This is a genomic window from Henriciella sp., assembly GCF_029936995.1.
Lineage (GTDB): Bacteria > Pseudomonadota > Alphaproteobacteria > Caulobacterales > Hyphomonadaceae > Henriciella.
Map to the genome: position 1 here is coordinate 428894 of NZ_JAPYRE010000002.1, position 15762 is coordinate 444655.

The 15762-nt window shown below is 60.7% G+C and carries 20 protein-coding genes; 16 read left to right on the plus strand and 4 right to left on the minus strand.

The window, feature by feature from the left end:
• Window positions 1-17 precede the first annotated feature (17 nt).
• From Q1K31_RS06395 to sugE, 12 genes are all read left to right on the plus strand, one after another.
• Window positions 18-479, plus strand: a complete 462-nt coding sequence (locus tag Q1K31_RS06395; protein ID WP_300377929.1) for a hypothetical protein — start codon at window positions 18-20, stop codon at window positions 477-479.
• A 130-nt stretch (window positions 480-609) separates the two neighbouring features.
• Window positions 610-2295, plus strand: coding sequence for a sodium:alanine symporter family protein (locus tag Q1K31_RS06400; protein ID WP_300377931.1), 1686 nt, complete (start codon window positions 610-612; stop codon window positions 2293-2295).
• Window positions 2296-2480: 185 nt separating this feature from the next.
• A complete protein-coding gene (locus Q1K31_RS06405) occupies window positions 2481-3395 on the plus strand; it encodes a tyrosine recombinase (protein WP_300377933.1) in 915 nt (304 codons plus the stop codon).
• Between the two features lie 93 nt (window positions 3396-3488).
• Window positions 3489-3731: a hypothetical protein gene (locus Q1K31_RS06410; protein ID WP_300377935.1), complete on the plus strand. Its 243-nt coding sequence runs from the start codon at window positions 3489-3491 to the stop codon at window positions 3729-3731.
• A gap of 48 nt (window positions 3732-3779) precedes the next feature.
• Window positions 3780-4298: a hypothetical protein gene (locus tag Q1K31_RS06415; RefSeq protein WP_300377937.1), complete on the plus strand. Its 519-nt coding sequence runs from the start codon at window positions 3780-3782 to the stop codon at window positions 4296-4298.
• A 74-nt stretch (window positions 4299-4372) separates the two neighbouring features.
• Window positions 4373-5431, plus strand: a complete 1059-nt coding sequence (locus Q1K31_RS06420) for a CoA ester lyase (RefSeq protein WP_300377939.1) — start codon at window positions 4373-4375, stop codon at window positions 5429-5431.
• A gap of 41 nt (window positions 5432-5472) precedes the next feature.
• Window positions 5473-6030 (plus strand): hypothetical protein, encoded by a 558-nt coding sequence (locus tag Q1K31_RS06425; protein ID WP_300377941.1) that lies wholly within the window; start codon window positions 5473-5475, stop codon window positions 6028-6030.
• Between the two features lie 93 nt (window positions 6031-6123).
• Window positions 6124-6723, plus strand: a complete 600-nt coding sequence (locus tag Q1K31_RS06430) for an energy transducer TonB (RefSeq protein WP_300377944.1) — start codon at window positions 6124-6126, stop codon at window positions 6721-6723.
• Window positions 6724-6800: 77 nt separating this feature from the next.
• The gene (locus Q1K31_RS06435) at window positions 6801-7220 is read left to right on the plus strand and encodes a nuclear transport factor 2 family protein (protein WP_300377946.1); all 420 of its coding nucleotides are present in this window, start codon (window positions 6801-6803) and stop codon (window positions 7218-7220) included.
• A complete protein-coding gene (locus Q1K31_RS06440; protein ID WP_300377947.1) occupies window positions 7217-7768 on the plus strand; it encodes a GNAT family N-acetyltransferase in 552 nt (183 codons plus the stop codon). Before Q1K31_RS06435 ends, Q1K31_RS06440 begins: the two co-directional genes overlap by 4 nt.
• A gap of 33 nt (window positions 7769-7801) precedes the next feature.
• On the plus strand, window positions 7802-8764 hold the full coding sequence (locus Q1K31_RS06445) for an acetyl-CoA carboxylase carboxyltransferase subunit alpha (protein WP_300377949.1): 963 nt from the start codon (window positions 7802-7804) through the stop codon (window positions 8762-8764).
• Between the two features lie 103 nt (window positions 8765-8867).
• Window positions 8868-9188, plus strand: coding sequence for a quaternary ammonium compound efflux SMR transporter SugE (gene sugE, locus Q1K31_RS06450; RefSeq protein WP_300377951.1), 321 nt, complete (start codon window positions 8868-8870; stop codon window positions 9186-9188).
• Here the strand turns inward: sugE and Q1K31_RS06455 are convergent.
• Window positions 9185-9454, minus strand: coding sequence for a hypothetical protein (locus tag Q1K31_RS06455; protein WP_300377953.1), 270 nt, complete (start codon window positions 9452-9454; stop codon window positions 9185-9187). The two genes, sugE and Q1K31_RS06455, sit on opposite strands and share 4 nt — an antisense overlap.
• A 101-nt stretch (window positions 9455-9555) precedes the next feature.
• Here Q1K31_RS06455 and Q1K31_RS06460 point away from each other — a divergent pair, with 101 nt between their 5' ends.
• The gene (locus Q1K31_RS06460) at window positions 9556-10521 is read left to right on the plus strand and encodes an ABC transporter ATP-binding protein (RefSeq protein ID WP_300377955.1); all 966 of its coding nucleotides are present in this window, start codon (window positions 9556-9558) and stop codon (window positions 10519-10521) included.
• On the plus strand, window positions 10518-11969 hold the full coding sequence (locus Q1K31_RS06465; protein ID WP_300377957.1) for an ABC transporter permease: 1452 nt from the start codon (window positions 10518-10520) through the stop codon (window positions 11967-11969). Before Q1K31_RS06460 ends, Q1K31_RS06465 begins: the two co-directional genes overlap by 4 nt.
• A 76-nt stretch (window positions 11970-12045) precedes the next feature.
• Here Q1K31_RS06465 and rpsU read toward each other — a convergent pair whose 3' ends face one another.
• Window positions 12046-12255 (minus strand): 30S ribosomal protein S21, encoded by a 210-nt coding sequence (gene rpsU / locus Q1K31_RS06470; protein WP_026180774.1) that lies wholly within the window; start codon window positions 12253-12255, stop codon window positions 12046-12048.
• Between the two features lie 119 nt (window positions 12256-12374).
• On the opposite strand from rpsU, the gene Q1K31_RS06475 reads away from it, so the two are divergent.
• Window positions 12375-12998 carry a COQ9 family protein gene (locus Q1K31_RS06475; protein ID WP_300377959.1) on the plus strand — a complete coding sequence of 208 codons (624 nt, stop codon included), beginning with the start codon at window positions 12375-12377 and terminating at the stop codon, window positions 12996-12998.
• Window positions 12999-13199: 201 nt separating this feature from the next.
• The gene (locus Q1K31_RS06480) at window positions 13200-14138 is read left to right on the plus strand and encodes a DUF481 domain-containing protein (RefSeq protein ID WP_300377961.1); all 939 of its coding nucleotides are present in this window, start codon (window positions 13200-13202) and stop codon (window positions 14136-14138) included.
• Between the two features lie 23 nt (window positions 14139-14161).
• Here Q1K31_RS06480 and Q1K31_RS06485 read toward each other — a convergent pair whose 3' ends face one another.
• Window positions 14162-15235: a 5-(carboxyamino)imidazole ribonucleotide synthase gene (locus tag Q1K31_RS06485; RefSeq protein ID WP_300377963.1), complete on the minus strand. Its 1074-nt coding sequence runs from the start codon at window positions 15233-15235 to the stop codon at window positions 14162-14164.
• Complete coding sequence (gene purE / locus Q1K31_RS06490; RefSeq protein ID WP_300377965.1) at window positions 15232-15723, minus strand: 5-(carboxyamino)imidazole ribonucleotide mutase; 492 nt, start codon at window positions 15721-15723, stop codon at window positions 15232-15234. Before purE ends, Q1K31_RS06485 begins: the two co-directional genes overlap by 4 nt.
• Window positions 15724-15762: the final 39 nt, after the last annotated feature.

Sequence of the window (15762 nt, forward strand, 5' to 3'; positions counted from 1 at the left end):
GAAGCAGGGGGTCCAACATGCGCGTGATACTCGGGATTTTTCCGCTCCTCATCATTCCGGTCGCGATCTACAATCTTATCGCACTGCCTTATGGCGACGGCGATGCGGCAAACGCCGTGGTCAACAATGCAGCGCCCATAATCGACCTGATGAAGAACCCGATGCTGACGCTGCCGATGATTTCCGGCGTGAACTGGGCGATCACAAACGGCGAGATGCTGATCCTGTTCACGATTGGACTCCTGTTTCTGGAAATTCTGAAATCGACCAGTACGGGCACGGCGACCATCATCAATCATGGCATTTCCATGATCCTGTTCATTGTCTGCCTGGTCGAGTTTCTCCTGCTGCCGAACTTCGCCACGTCAGTCTTCTTCATCATCACGACGATGACGCTGCTTGATGTGCTGGCCGGGGTTGTTGTCACCATCGTTTCCGCGCGGCGCGACTTTGGTGTCGGCGAAGGCTTTGGCGGTTAAGGCCTTTGGAGAGCAAAATTTTACGGCATGAAGCGGGTCAGATGTAAAATCTGACCCGTAACTGCTTCACAGGGACAAAAACACGTCTAGTGTCGGGGCGAATAAAAAGCTGAAGGGAGCCGGGGAGGCTATGGAAACCATTATCGGGCCAATCGAAACGGTCAGCAATTTTATCTGGGGCGGATCGTGGAACGGAACACAGCTCCTGCCGATGGGGCCACTTGCGATCCTGTTGCTGGGGACCGGCCTTTTCATGATGTACCGGGTCGGCGGGCGCCCGCTGCGCCGCTTCGTTCCCGCTCTTGTCGAAGTCTGGCAGGGCCGCAAGGCGCAAGGCGAAGACGGCGCAATTACGCCCTGGCAGGCCCTTTCCACAGCGCTCTCCGGTCAGGTGGGCACGGGCAATCTGGCCGGTGTGGCAACCGCCATCACGCTTGGCGGACCGGGTGCGATCTTCTGGATGTGGGTCACCGCGCTGTTCGGCATGGCGCTCGCTTTCTCTGAAAGCTCGCTGGCGGTGAAATATCGCGAAACCGACGAGTATGGCCGCATCAATGGCGGTCCGATGTATTACATCAAGAACGGCCTTGGAAAGAAATGGGCATGGCTGGCGGTTATCTTCTGTCTCGGCACGTTGTTCTCGGCCATGGTCACCGGCTCGATGATCCAAGCCAACTCGATCACGGAGGCCGCTGTCGAGACGGGATCTGCTGTATTCGGCCTGGTCATTCCGAACTGGCTTGTCGGCGTGATCCTGTGCGGACTGGTGTTTGCCGTCATTATCGGTGGCATCAAGTCGATCGGCAGCGTGGCCGGTAAGGTCGTGCCGCTCATGGCCGCCGCTTATGTCATAGTGGCCCTGATTGTCCTGATCGTGAACGCGCCGAAGGTGCCGGCCGCTTTCGGTGAGATTATCGGCTCTGCATTCGGCCTTCGAGAGGCTGTTGGCGGGGCGACCGGTTACGCCGTACTTGCGGCAATCCGTGCCGGCATCGCGCGTGGCCTCTTCTCGAACGAAGCCGGGCAGGGGTCCGCGCCCATCGCGCACGCTGCGGCGCGTACCAAGAACCCGGTTCAGCAGGGCGAGATTGCCATGATCGGTGTCTTCATCGACACCATCATCATCTGTACCATGACAGCGCTTGTCATCCTGACCGTAACGGGTGACTTCAAGAAGTCCGGCGCGCTGCTGGCCGCCAACCAGTGTATAGAGTCCGGCTATGATCTGCCTGCGGGTTCGGATCTCGAAACGCTCTTCCCCAGCGCCTATGCGGAAGGCCGGGAGCAGACGATTGCAGACAATGGTGCGGCTGCGGCAGCGTGGTTGCAGGAGTGTCAGGCCTCCGGTGTCGAGATTGATGAGTCGGCGATTGCCGGCGCATCGGACCCGACCGTGTTGATGGATGTCGATCATGCCTGGGAGACGGATGCCAACTCCTCAGCGATCACCACACGGGCCTATGGTGCCGCATTTGCGGGTGGTGAGTTCATCGTGCCGATTGCGTTGTTCTTCTTCGCTTTCACCACGATCATTGGCTGGTCCTATTATGGTGAGCAGGCGGTGACCTATCTCGTCGGGGAATGGGCAACCCATCCCTTCCGCTATGTCTGGGTGCTGGTCGTCTTTGCGGGCACGGTGTTGCCGGCAGGCGGGCTGTGGCTGCTCGGCGATATTGCGAATGCGGCAATGGCCTTCCCGAACCTGATTGCGATCATTGCGCTGTCGGGTGTCGTCGTGGCGATGCACAAGCTTAATGACGACCCGGCGCGTGGCCACCCGGTGGTGGACAAGACCGAGGATCCATCTGCGGACTAAGCGGGAACTGTCCCGTAGACATCCCGCAGGTTTCGCGGTCCCGCCACGGTCTCGTGACGGTGTGACAGCGGTACCGTAGCGGTCCAGAAATTGATGGCGGGGCAGGGTATCGCGATCCTGCCCCGTTTTCGTTTCAGCTGCGGGTGTAAGCGCAATCTTAAACCTCGCCGCGTCATCTTATCGCGATGAAAGATGCGGCCCGCATAGAAGCCTTCCTGGAGATGATGAGCGCCGAGCGCGGGGCCTCGCCCAATACGCTCGATGCCTATGGCCGTGACCTGCGTGATGCTTCAGAGGCGCTGAAGGGCGGCTTGCTGAAAGCGGATGCGAAACAGCTTGCCCAGTATAGCGCCAGCCTGGCGGCGCTTGGCCTTGCACCGCGCACCCAGGCACGCAAGCTCTCCTCGCTGCGGCGCTTCTACCGCTTCCTGTTCGAGGAAGGCGACCGGAAGGACGACCCGACCTCGAAACTCGAGGGGCCGGCGGCCCACCGGGACATTCCGGATGTGTTGTCGCGGGATGAGATGGGCCGGTTGCTCGATGCCTGTGGTGAGGATGTCCGGCTGCGCTGTCTCGTCGAGTTGCTTTACGGAGCGGGCCTGCGGGTCAGTGAGCTTGTGAGCCTGAAGCTCGGCAACCTGCCGCGCTATCGGCGCGGGGGCTGGGAGACGCGGGACATCATCGTGCGGGGCAAGGGCGGCAAGGACCGGCTCTGCCCGCTCGGCGCCCCGGCGCTGGAGGCTATTCTCGCATGGCTGGAGGTGCGTGAAGAGAGCCTCCCAAAAAAGACGCTACAGGCGAAAACAGCTGGCGCATTCGTGTTTCCTTCGCGGGGCAAGGAGGGCCACCTTACGCGCCGCCGCCTTGGTCAGATGCTTAAGGAGCTGAGCCTGGAGGCCGGGCTCGATCCCGCGCGGGTGCATCCGCACGCGCTGCGCCACGCTTACGCAACACATCTGTTGCAAGGCGGTGCCGACCTCAGATCTGTGCAGACATTGCTTGGCCATGCCGACATTTCGTCGACCGAGATCTACACGCACGTGCTGAGCGATGAACTGGCTGAGCTGCTGGAAACGGCGCACCCTCTGGCGCGGGGCTGAAATTATTTTTCATGTCACCACTCGCACAAGCGGTCATGGCTTCCCTATATCCATGCTGAGGCAGGCTGGTCTGCCGACCAAGTGAGAGACTTCATGTTCGCATATATCAAGGCCCTGGCAGCCACGATCCTGATCGCTGAAATCTCAGGTGCCTTCCTCCTGAGCTTTGTTACGCTGATCCTTTTCGCACTACACATCCATGGTGTGATCTTCTGGGGGGTTGAGGCGATTACGGCTGCTTTCGTTGTTTATCTATGCACGCAGTTCTTCAGCCGTGCCCTTGCCTATGAGAAGGCAGATGGCCAGCCCGGCACCCAGGACGAACTGCAAGACTGAAACTAACTGGCGGCCTCCCGCGTTTCTGGGCGCATGGGAGGTATATTCATGCGTCAGAGCGTTTCATTACTTGTTGGGACCATCCTCGTTGCGGCTTGCGGCGATGCTTCAGGCGGACAGGATCGCGAAAACTATTTCGCGCCGATGGTACGCGTGTCGGACTTTGCCGTGCTTACAGGCGATGACTGGCAAGGCGAGCTGACATACCTCAACCATGAAGAGCCGCCGGAAGATGTCACGCTGGCAGCTGATCTCGCAGTCGCGCAGAACGCCAACACGTTCGAGCTCTACATTACCTATCCCGATGCGCCGCGCGCAGATGGCCGTGCCGAGCTGACGGTTTCCGAAGATGGGCGGCTGATCAATGACGAGAAGGTCGTTGAGCGTTCCAAGGAAGATGGCAAACTGGTGCTTGAGAGTCGGCAGGACTGCCAGGATGCAGGCCGCCCAGCTCTCTGCGAATACACCTACCGCATTGCCCCTGAAGCCTTCTCGATCCGGAAAATGGTAACGCCTGAAGGCGAGGGTGAGGCGTTCCAGCGCAATTTCTACGAATTCGCGCGTTGAACCGGGTGCTGCGCTCCAGGCCCGATTGACCCGATGACTGCCCCCTCTATGTTGCGCTGCGACAGGAGGACCAAATGACCCGCAAGACACCCCGTGATTTCTTCCAGCCGCTGGCGATTGGTGCGCCTGAGCCGATGCGCGAGCTGCCCGTCCGGCTGGAGCGGATGATCCATTTCGTGCCGCCGCACCTCGACAAGGTGCGTGCCAAGGTGCCGGAGATGGCTCCGACCGTGGATGTGGTGCTTGCCAATCTTGAAGATGCAATTCCGGCCGACGCCAAGGAGGCTGCGCGTGCAGGCGCTGTCGAGATGGGTTCGATGTATGACTGGCAAGGCAAGGGCACCGGCTTCTGGAGCCGCGTGAACTGCCTCAACTCGCCCTGGTTCCAGGATGATGTCTCCGAACTGGTGCTGAAGGCCGGTCATCAGCTTGATGTCATCATGCTGCCCAAGGTCGAGGGACCGTGGGATATCCATTTCGCGGACCAGTATGTCGCCCAGCTTGAAGCAAAGGCCGGGCTGAAGCGCCCGATCCTGTTCCATGCCATTCTCGAGACCGCGCAGGGCATGGCGCTGGTCGAGGAGATCGCGCTTGCCAGCCCGCGTATGCAGGGCATCTCGCTTGGGCCGGCAGACCTTGCGGCAGACCGCAAGATGAAGACAACGCGCGTTGGCGGCGGCCATCCATATTACCGCGTCATTGACGACCCGAACGAGGATGGCAGCCCGCGCGAGGGTGCCCAGCAGGATCTCTGGCACTATACCGTGGCGCGCATGGTCGATGCCTGCCGTATGGCCGGGATCAACGCCTTCTACGGCCCGTTCGGCGACATTGCCGATGTGGAGGCCTGCGAGCAGCAGTTCCGCAATGCCTTCCTGCTTGGCTGTTCGGGCACCTGGACGCTGCATCCAAAACAGATCGAGATCGCCAAACGTGTCTTCTCACCCAACCCGGACGAAGTGAAATTCGCCCGGCGCATCCTCGAGGCGATGCCGGACGGTTCGGGCGTCGCGATGCTCGATGGCAAGATGCAGGACGACGCGACCTGGAAGCAGGCCAAGGTCATTTCAGACCTTGCCGACCTTGTGGCCGGGAAGGACCCGGATTTGGCAAAAGCCTACTCGGATGCTTAGACTGGCAGGGCAAATCCAAGGGCAACCAAGGAGTCATGCCAATGAGAATTTCCAGCCTTTTCGCCGTAACCGCCTGTAGCGCCGCCCTTATGGGAAGCGCCTCCGCGCAGGCGGATTTCGACTATCACGGGTTCAACCCTGAAACGATCGACGCGCTGAACGAGCGCATGGAGGAGCCGATCACATCTCCCATGCTGGAAGCGCTGAGTGCCCATACAGGCATCGAGGCGTGCCAGGGCGACCAGGCGGTCGAGATGAACCCGCCGGATGGCTGGGACGCCCGAATGGCTAACGCAAACCCGCCCGGGGGCGATGTCGCCATGCCGATCCCGACTGCGCAACTGGCACCAGACTATCCACCGCTATACGAGGTGCTGGGTGTCGAGGGCCAGTGTCAGGTCATGTTCGATGTGAGCGATGGCGGCCAGACAGAAAACGTGCTGACGAACTGCACCCTGCCGCAATTCGTCAAGGCGACCGAGGACATGATCAATCCGCTGGAATTCGAGGCCGCCGAGGGGCAGGACAGCCCGGCGACATCTAATATCCTCCTGCCGATCAACTATTGCCGTCCTGACAAGGAAAAGGCCGCAGAGTAGTTTCCATACCGGCTTGTAACACAGGCAGGGCTTGGCGCGAGTTTGCCGTGACTGGTAAGCTCGCGTCAGTCTTTTCTAGCCCGAGGATATTCCATGAAGCTCGTTCATGTCACCGCTTTTGCCGGGCTCACGCTTGGTCTTTCAGCCTGTGCCGTCGATCCGGCCGTCTATGGCCCCGGCCCGCAAGCCGGACCAGCCGTGCCTAGCCAGACCGATACTGCGGCTATGTCTGCCGCGCTTGATGGAAAGATCGAAGCGTGCGGGCATGCGGGTGCAGAAGAGGCCCGCCTGATCTATCCCGGTGGCTGGCATCAACGCCTGAGCGAGAGGCCCGAATCCTCGCAATCGGGAGGTGAGCTGCTCGGCGGTCCGGTGACGCGTGAGGTGGTCGACCGGGATGCCCAGCCCCTGTCTCCACCCCAACCCCGTTATCCGGAACAGGCGGCAAATCGCGGGATCGAGGCGAAGTGTGAAATTCTCATGGATGTCAGTGAGGCAGGCCAGCCGGAAGACGTGCTCACGGCCTGCTCATCACCGCAATTCAATGCCTCGGCCTATGAAGCGGCGTCCCGCCTGCGGTTCGCGCCTGAGACAGTGGATGGACGCGCGGTTCGCCGCATCAACGTGGTCTATCCCATCACATACTGCCTGAATGAATCTGGCCGCGCGGCTGGCGCATACGAGCGATACTGATTGCGCCCAACGTCAGGGCTTCGCACGACGCTGTGACTGCGCTATGGCGGAAAGAAGAGAAAAAGAGGGAGGCGGTGATGGTCGCGACCACGGGATATTCGGACAATCTGCAGCGCTGGATGGACTATTTTCATGGCGACCATGATCCATCGACGCTTTCCAAGCTGCTGCACGACAATGTCGTCTTCCGCAGCCCGGTGGTCCACACCCCGCAGGAAGGCAAGGCGATCACGATGAAGTATCTTGGCGCGGCTGGCCAGACGCTCGGCGGCGACACGTTTCGCTATACCCGCGTCTTCGATTGCGCCGACAAGGCCGTGCTCGAATTCGAGTGCGAGATGGATGGCATTCTGGTCAATGGCATCGACATGATCGAATGGGACGCGGACGGGCTGATCACCGACTTCAAGGTCATGGTGCGCCCGCTCAAGGGTATACAGGCGGTCCATGCCGCGATGAAGGCGATGCTGGAGCAGATGCAGGCCCCGCAATCATGAATGTGGCGCAGCCTGTCCCGGTCATCCTGAGCGAGCGGCTGAAACTCCGCGCGCATGAAGCGGCCGATTTCGATGCCCTGGCCGCCCACTGGAGCCACCCAGAGACAATACGCTTCATTGGCGGAACGGCGCGCGCGCCGCATGAGGTTTGGGCCCGCAACATCCTGGCCAATCGCGGCCTGTGGCAGGCGCTCGGCTATGGCTACTGGCTCGTCGAGGACCGAAAGACTGGCGAATTCGTCGGCGAGGTGGGCTTTGCCGACTTTCACCGCGACACGGAGCCGAGTTTCTGGGGCATTCCCGAATGTGGCTGGGTAATCTCTCCGGACCGGTTCGGGAAGGGCTATGCCAGCGAGGCGGTCGGCGCGATCCATGACTGGTTTGACGAGGCCTGCGAGAGCGATAAGAGCTGCTGCATCATCGACCACGACAATGCAGCTTCTATCCGGATCGCGGAGAAAATCGGCTATACCCAGGCCGGGACGGTGCGCTTCCACAACGATGACGTGCTGTATTTCGAGCGTGCCAAAGGCGGCGCCAACGCCTAGCAATCACAGCAAAGCAGGACTAGGTATACACTCATGCCGACGACATATCTCGATTTTGAAAAGCCGATTGCAGAGCTGGAAACCAAGATCGCGGAGCTGGAATCGCTCTCCGAGAATGGTGACGGTCCGTCGATTTCCGACGAGCTCAAGAAGCTCAAGGACAAGGCGGCGCGCCAGTTGAAAGAGACCTATTCCTCGCTGACGCCGTGGCGCAAGACGCAAGTGGCGCGCCATCCGGAGCGCCCGCACTTCTCCGACTATATCGAACATCTGTTCGATGACTTCCAGGAGCTGGCCGGCGACCGTGTGTATGGCAATGACGAGGCCGTGATCGGCGGGCTTGCCACTTTCCGCGGGCAGAGCGTCGTCGTGATCGGTCACGAGAAGGGGCGCACGACTGAAAGCCGCCTGCGCCACAATTTCGGCATGGCGCACCCGGAGGGCTATCGCAAGGCGGTGCGCCTGATGGACCTGGCCGACAAGTTCAAGCTGCCGGTGCTCTCTTTCGTCGACACCGCCGGCGCTTTCCCGGGCAAGGCCGGCGAGGAGCGCGGCCAGGCCGAGGCTATTGCCCGCTCGACCGAGCGCTGCCTGACACTGAACGTGCCAATGGTGTCGCTGATCATCGGTGAGGGCGGCTCCGGCGGGGCGATCGCCATCGCAGCGGCCAACAAGGTCCTGATGATGGAGCATTCCATCTATTCCGTCATCTCACCGGAAGGCTGTGCCTCGATCCTCTACCGCAATTCCGCCAAAGCGCGCGATGCCGCGGAGGCCATGCGGATCACGTCTGAAGACCTTCACAAGCTGAAAATCGTCGATGCGGTGGTCAAGGAGCCGGTTGGCGGCGCGCACCGCGATCCGGAGAAGGCGGTCAGCCAGGCTGGAAAGGCAATCGAGAAGGCGCTTTCAGAGCTGGAAGGAATGTCTGCGAGCGAGCTGCGTCGCCAGCGCCGTGATCGTTTCTATGCCATCGGCCGCGAAGGCTTGAACTAGGCGCAGCCAGCTCATAAATCCGCATTAATGAGAGGCCACGTCCTCGCCCTTACACGGGAAGAATGTCCGGGACGGCCCGGCGCTCTTTAGCGTGGAGGCATTTGTGGCCTGGATTATTCTTTTTATCGCGGGATTACTGGAAGTCGTCTGGGCGGCGGCGATGAAGCAGTCCGACGGCTTTACCCGCCTGCAACCCTCAATCGTGACGCTCGTGGCCATGCTCGGCAGTTTCAGCCTGCTGGCCTGGTCCATGCGGGTACTGCCGCTTGGAACAGCCTATACGATCTGGACCGGTATTGGTGCAATCGGGGCTTTCCTCGTCGGCGTCATGTTCATGGGGGAAAGCCTGACAATGATGCGCCTGCTCGCAGCGGGGCTTATTGTCGGCGGCCTGGTCCTGATGCGACTGTCGGCCACAGCTTAATAGAAGGCAGCCTCATCCTCGGCGCATGTCCCGCAGCTTTCCACGGCCGGATCAAAGTTCAGGCGGGACATGCTGATCTGGTCTCCACAATAGAGGCAGTGCCCGAACCGGCCGGTGTCCAGCCGGCGTAGCGCATTATCGATCCGCTTGAGATCAGCCAGATCATTTCGGGCGGGAAGAATCGTTTCGCGATCATCATTGTGGCCCAATGATGCGTCGCCGGTTTTCCTGTGACCGGACGGACCGAGACCGGAATACGATTTCATGAAAAATAGCCTGCGACTGATTTAATCACTTGGCAAGGGCTAGCCCTGTAGCAGCAGAATGTATTATCGAAAGTCGAGAAGAATCGGTCAAAGGAGGGGTGATGACCTCATCGGTCCCACTCGAAATGCAGGGGGTGACCAAGCGTTTCGGCTTCTTTACCGCCGTGCGCGATCTCAGTTTCACCGTGCCGCAGGGGAGCATTGTCGGATTTCTCGGCCCGAACGGGGCGGGCAAGTCGACCGGCCTGCGCATGGCATTGGGGGTGTTGAGCCCGGATGAGGGCGAAGCGCGACTGTTCGGCGCGCCGCCCAATATCAATTCACTGCGCCGGGTCGGCTTTCTTCCAGAAGAGCGCGGCCTCTACAAGAAGATGAGTCCGCGCGCGATCATCTCCTATTTCGCGCGCCTCAAGGGCATGAGTGCGCCGGATTCCCGCAAGCGCGCCGACGAGCTGCTTGAAGCAATGGGCCTGGCTGAATTCGGGCGCTCACGGATATCGAAACTCTCCAAGGGTATGGCGCAGAAGGTGCAGATCCTCTCATCGCTCGCGCACGGGCCGGAATTCCTGATCCTTGACGAGCCTTTCTCCGGGCTCGACCCGGTCAACCAGCAGGGCCTGGAAGACCTGATTATCGAGGAGCACAAGCGTGGCGCCACCATTCTCTTCTCGACCCATGTCATGGAGCACGCCGAGCGGCTGTGCGATTCCATCGTGATGATGGCGCGTGGCCGCAAGGTGTTCGACGGGACGCTGGACGAAGCTTATGGCGCGCTTGGCCGGGCCGTCCTGATCGGGGTGAGTGATGGCTTCGATCTCGATACCGCACTTGCGCCGAAAGGATTCACGCAGAATGAAAAACAGGGCGACACCTGGCGGGTGAGCCTGCCACAGGGACAGGATGCCCAGGATGCGTTGCGGGCCGCAATCAATGCAGGTGCGCCGATTACCAGTTTCCGGCCGGAAGAGGCCCGGTTGCGGGATGTCTTCGTCTCGCTTGTTTCCGAAGCCGAAGCGGCAGACCTGGACGAGTCGCTCAAAGCTGACACGATCGCGGAGGTGATATGATGCGGTCCATCTATCTTGTCGCCCGGCGTGACTATCTCGGCTATGTGCAGGCCTGGGGCTTCTGGCTCGGGCTGCTGCTGACGCCGGTCCTGATGGGCGTCGGCATGATGGCCCCGAGCTGGGCCGCCGCCTCGCAGCCGACGCGCTATTATACCGTCATCGAGGATGGGAACGCATTTGCAGAAGTGCTGCGTTCAGAACTCGACAAGGAACGTGAGCAGGTCGCGCGCATGACGCTCGACCCGTTAGCGGTCATGAACAATGAGACCAGTGAGGCCATAGAGACATTCGACGCCGCCCTTGATGAAGGCGCGAGCGTCGAGGTTGCACTGGAGCGTGCCGGAGGCAGCACAGTCGACCTGCCTCAGTCGGATTTCATCTATGTCGAACCGCCTGCGCGCACATCAGAGGCATTGCAGCCTTACCTGCTCGGCGAACGCAGTATCGAGACACCGAATGGGCCACAGACCCTGTTCGCCGCGATCTTCGTGCCGGAGGGGGACGGGGAGATCGAATACTGGAGCGAGAACATCACGGCCCAGAGCCTGCGCGGCAAGGTGCAGGCCGCCGAGCAGACACTGACCGAACGGCGTGTGTTCGAGGAAGCAGGTGTCAGCCCACGTATATTGAATGAGGCGGAGAACCGTGCCCGCACGGTCTCTGAGAAGCGGGCCCGTCCGCCGTCGGCCGCTGGCGCAGGTGCGCAGGTGACGCTGGCTGACAGGGCCCCTTTCTTCGCGGCGGTGATGATGGCCTTCCTGCTCTGGTTCCTGATCTTCTCTGTCGTGAACTATCTGCTGATGGGCACCATCGAGGAACGCTCCAACAAGATTTTCGACTCGCTGCTGACATCAGTGAAGCTGCCGCACATGCTGGCGGGCAAGCTGCTCGCCGTGCTCGCGGTGGCACTGACATTGATGGCGGTCTGGGCCATCGGGGCGGCGGTTGTCGTCAACATGTTCTCCAGCGCCATGCCGGCGGACATGCGCGAAACCCTGTTCACGGTGATCTCTGCGGTGGCGCGACCGAGCCTGCTTGTGCCCGCCGTACTGAGCTTCGTGCTCGGCTATCTCATGTATGGCGCAGTCTTCCTGGCGCTTGGCTCTCTCTGCGATACGATCCAGGAAGCCCAGACGCTGATGACGCCCCTGATCGTGCTGCTCATGGTGCCGATGTTCATGATCGTGGTGGCGATCAATGATGCGGAATCGCCGATCCTCTCGGTGATGAGCTGGGTGCCTGTGTTCACGCCCTTCCTGCTGATCCTGCGGGTGCCAGCCGGGCCGCCGCTCTGGGAGGTTGCAGGGCTGCTTGTCCTGATGATTGCCGCAACGCTTCTGGTGCTGTGGCTGGCCGCGCGGGTGTACCGGGCTGGCGCGGTGCACGGCGCCGGTGTGGGCGATGTCGGGAAGTGGTTTGCCAAGGCGCTACCGGGCAAGAAGGGCTGACCAGACACGAAAAAACCCCTCCAGCGCCGGGCTGGAGGGGTCAATCTTCTACGCCAGAAAAGGCAGGCCGGTAATCCTAGGCCAGACCTTCGCGCTGGGCGCGCTTGCGTGCAAGTTTGCGAGCGCGGCGCACAGCTTCCGCCTTCTGGCGGGCCTTCTTTTCGGAAGGCTTTTCAAAGTGCGTCCGGGATTTCATTTCCCGGAAAAGACCCTCACGCTGCATCTTCTTTTTAAGTGCGCGAAGGGCTTGTTCGACATTGTTGTCGCGGACAACGATCTGTACGATGGCTAAATCTCCATTGGTTTGTCCAGACCCATATGAGCCTGAACAGAATTCTGGCGTGAAACTACGAAAGGCGTGCCTATATCACTAAAGATGGGGCTTGCCTACTCCCGGAGCCAGCAATGACAGAAAGACCGTCAGTCAGACTTCAGGATGCATGGTTGGATCACCTCCTGCCGCTCGTCGAAGACGAGGGCTGGACGGATCATGCCTTTACAATATCAGCGCGCGAAGCCGGCATGAGTTCCGATGAAATGGCGCTTGCGGCACCGGACGGCGTCAGTGACCTGATCGAGCGCTTCTTCGACCGTGCGGAAGAAGAGATGCTGGAGACCCTCGCGGCAGGCGAGCTTTCCGCTCTGCGAACGCATGAACGCGTCGCGGAAGGCATAAAGGCCTGGCTGGGCGCGCTCGCGCCGCATCGCGCCGCCGTCAAACGCGCGTCGGCTCGTGGCTTCCTGCCATGGCACGCGCCGGAGGCCGCGAAGCGAACCTGGAAGACGGCTGACGCCATCTGGACGGCTGCGGGCGATACTGCGACCGACTATAACCGTGAGACAAAGCGTGGACTCCTGTCGGCCGTGCTTCCGCCGATTGTGCTCTATTGGCTGGATGAGCCGGAGGAGGCTGACCTCGACGCTTATATCGAGACGCGCCTGCAAGGCGCGATGAAGTTTGGCCAGTGGGGCTCGAAGGTGGCGAAACCGGGCCTGGAACTGCTGGACCGGTTGCGCGGGCGGGGCTGAAGACCGCTGGGTTCTCTTTGCAGGTTCGCCGATGCCGGACCGAATCGGCTACCCTTACTCTCGCCATAGTTGCGCATGAAAAGAAGAATCCTTCAGCCATTATGGAGGTCTGAGGTTTTTATCGTCGAGAAAGGACTGTAAGGAGGTGCCAACCAGTCCTTTCATCCTACCCGCAACCCTCCTCAATCCAGAGATTGCAACATGTTAGAGTTGTTTCTGGCGCCTGCTGCTGCGGTGGGCAATCAACAGCAGATCGTCGCGCAACAACGCGAAGAGCTTCCACACGCGGTAGGGCGGATGATTTCGGCCGCCATGCTCTGGGATGATGAAGCGCAGCTTGCGACTGTCATCGCGGCGGCGAAGAGAGCCTACCCGCAACATGCACAGGCGATCGATTCCCTTGTCATCGACCTGAAAGCGCCAGTCGAGCCGCTGCGTATCGAGCCGCTTGTCGTGTCAGCGCCAGTTGGTGTCGAGTTTGAGCAGCCCGGCTATTGGGAAGACCTTAATGGTCAGCTGGTGCTGAACGCTGCCGAAACACGGGGCAACACCGACACGCTGCATTTCGGCCTGAAAGGCAAGGTCGACCTGAAGCGGCAGGCCCAGATCCATCGCCTGGCTGCATATGCCAACACAGCAAGCGCCAACGGCATTGAAAGCAAGAACAACTGGGGCATGTCCTACCAGCTCGATACGCTCTGGACCGACGCCTATTTTGGGTATGTTCGCGGCTCCATAGAGCGCAATGATTTCTCAGGTTTTGATACCGATGCCTTTGCGGGCATAGGTGCTGGTGCCTATCTCATGGACACAGATACGATGGACCTGCGCAGCGAGCTTGGCCCAGGCTACCGTTTCCTCGAGCTTGCCGGCGAAGACAAGAACATCAAGGCAATCGGGCTTTATGGCGCGGCGGAATTCGAGTGGCTGATCGACGAGGACTGGACTTTCGAACTCGACACACGGGTGAATATTTCCGGGCCAACCTCGACAATACAGCCGACCATGCAAATGAGCGCTGCGGTGTCAGAACGGATAAGTGCAGGCGTTTCATATGATCTGCGTTATGAGTCGAATCCGCCTCTGAAAACCGAAAACCTCGACCGCGTCCTGAAGTTTGACGTGCGCTATTCGTACTAGTCTACAGGTTTGGATAGGCCAGGTCAGGCTTTCCGGCCCCGCCGTACCACATGACCCATCTTGCGGCCGGGTTTGGCGTCGCGCTTGCCATACAGGGTGACGACCGTGTCGGCGCTAAAGCTTTCCGGGGGGCTAAGGGCCTCCTCGCCGAGCAGGTTCTGCATCTCGACGTCGAAAACGCGTGTGACGGGGCCTAGCGGCCAGCCGGCCACGGCGCGGATGTGCTGTTCGAACTGGCCTGTGAGACAGGCTTCCGGGGTCCAGTGGCCGGAATTATGGACGCGCGGGGCCATCTCGTTGGCAAGCAGTGTCCCGTCTGCAAGAACAAAGAGTTCAAGGGCAAGCACACCGACATGGCCGGTCTCGCTGGCCAGGGTTTCGGCAAGACGGGTGGCGTTCGTGATGACATCTGCACTGAGGCCGCAGGGCGCAATGGAAGTGCGTAGAATGCCGCCGGAATGATCGTTCATGCTGGGCTCGAAGGCCGTTGTGTCACCGTCCGGGCCACGTGCGATAACGACGGAAATTTCCCGCTCGAACGGAACGAAGGCTTCGAGGATGGCGGGCACTTCACCGATACGGGCATGGGCCGCCTTGAGGTCATCACCAGCGCCAATACGGGCCTGACCCTTGCCGTCATAGCCTTCGCGGCGGGTTTTGAGCAAACCTTCGCCGCCAAGCTGATCAAGGGCAGCAGCAAGATCTTCGACCGTGTCGACAGCTTCATAACGGCCGGTTTGGATGCCGATCTCGTTGAGGAATCGCTTCTCCGCCAGCCGATCCTGCGAGACCTGGAGTGATTTTGCACCCGGTCGGACGATGGCGCCTTTTGAAACGAGATACTCGACCGAAGCGACGGGAATATTCTCGAACTCGTAGGTGATGACATCACAGGCCGTGGCGAAGGCGTCGAGCGCGCTCTGGTCATCATAGGCGGCTTGCCAGTGCCTGGCAGCGACGCGCGCAGCCGGGGGATCCTCGTCTGGCGCGAGAATGTGGACATCAAAGCCCAGGCGCGCAGCCGCGCTGGCAAGCATGCGGCCAAGCTGGCCGCCACCGAGAATCCCGATCACGGAGCCGGTCGGCAGTGAGGTCATTCTTCCGGCACCTCGCCGACAGCGTCTGTCTGGGACTGGCGGAACTCGTCGAGCTTGCGGGCGACGTCTTCATCCTGCAATGCGATCACGGACGCGGCGAGAATACCGGCATTCGCTGCGCCTGCTTCACCGATGGCCAGTGTGCCGACCGGCACGCCCTTCGGCATCTGTACGATGGAGAGAAGGCTATCCTGACCGTTCAGAGCGCGCGACTGGACCGGAACGCCAAACACCGGAAGCGGCGTCATCGCAGCGGTCATGCCAGGCAGATGAGCGGCACCGCCGGCGCCAGCGATGATGACTTTGAGGCCGCGTTCTTTCGCAGAGCGGGCATAGTCTTTCATCCGGTCGGGTGTGCGGTGCGCCGACACGATACGGGCCTCATGCGCCACGCCGAGTTTGTCGAGCATTTCGCAGGCAAGCTTCATGACCGGCCAGTCAGACTGGCTGCCCATGATGACACCGACAACAGGTTCGCGTTCGCTCATTTCGCCCCCTTTCAGGAAGCGGCCAAAATAGGCAGAGAC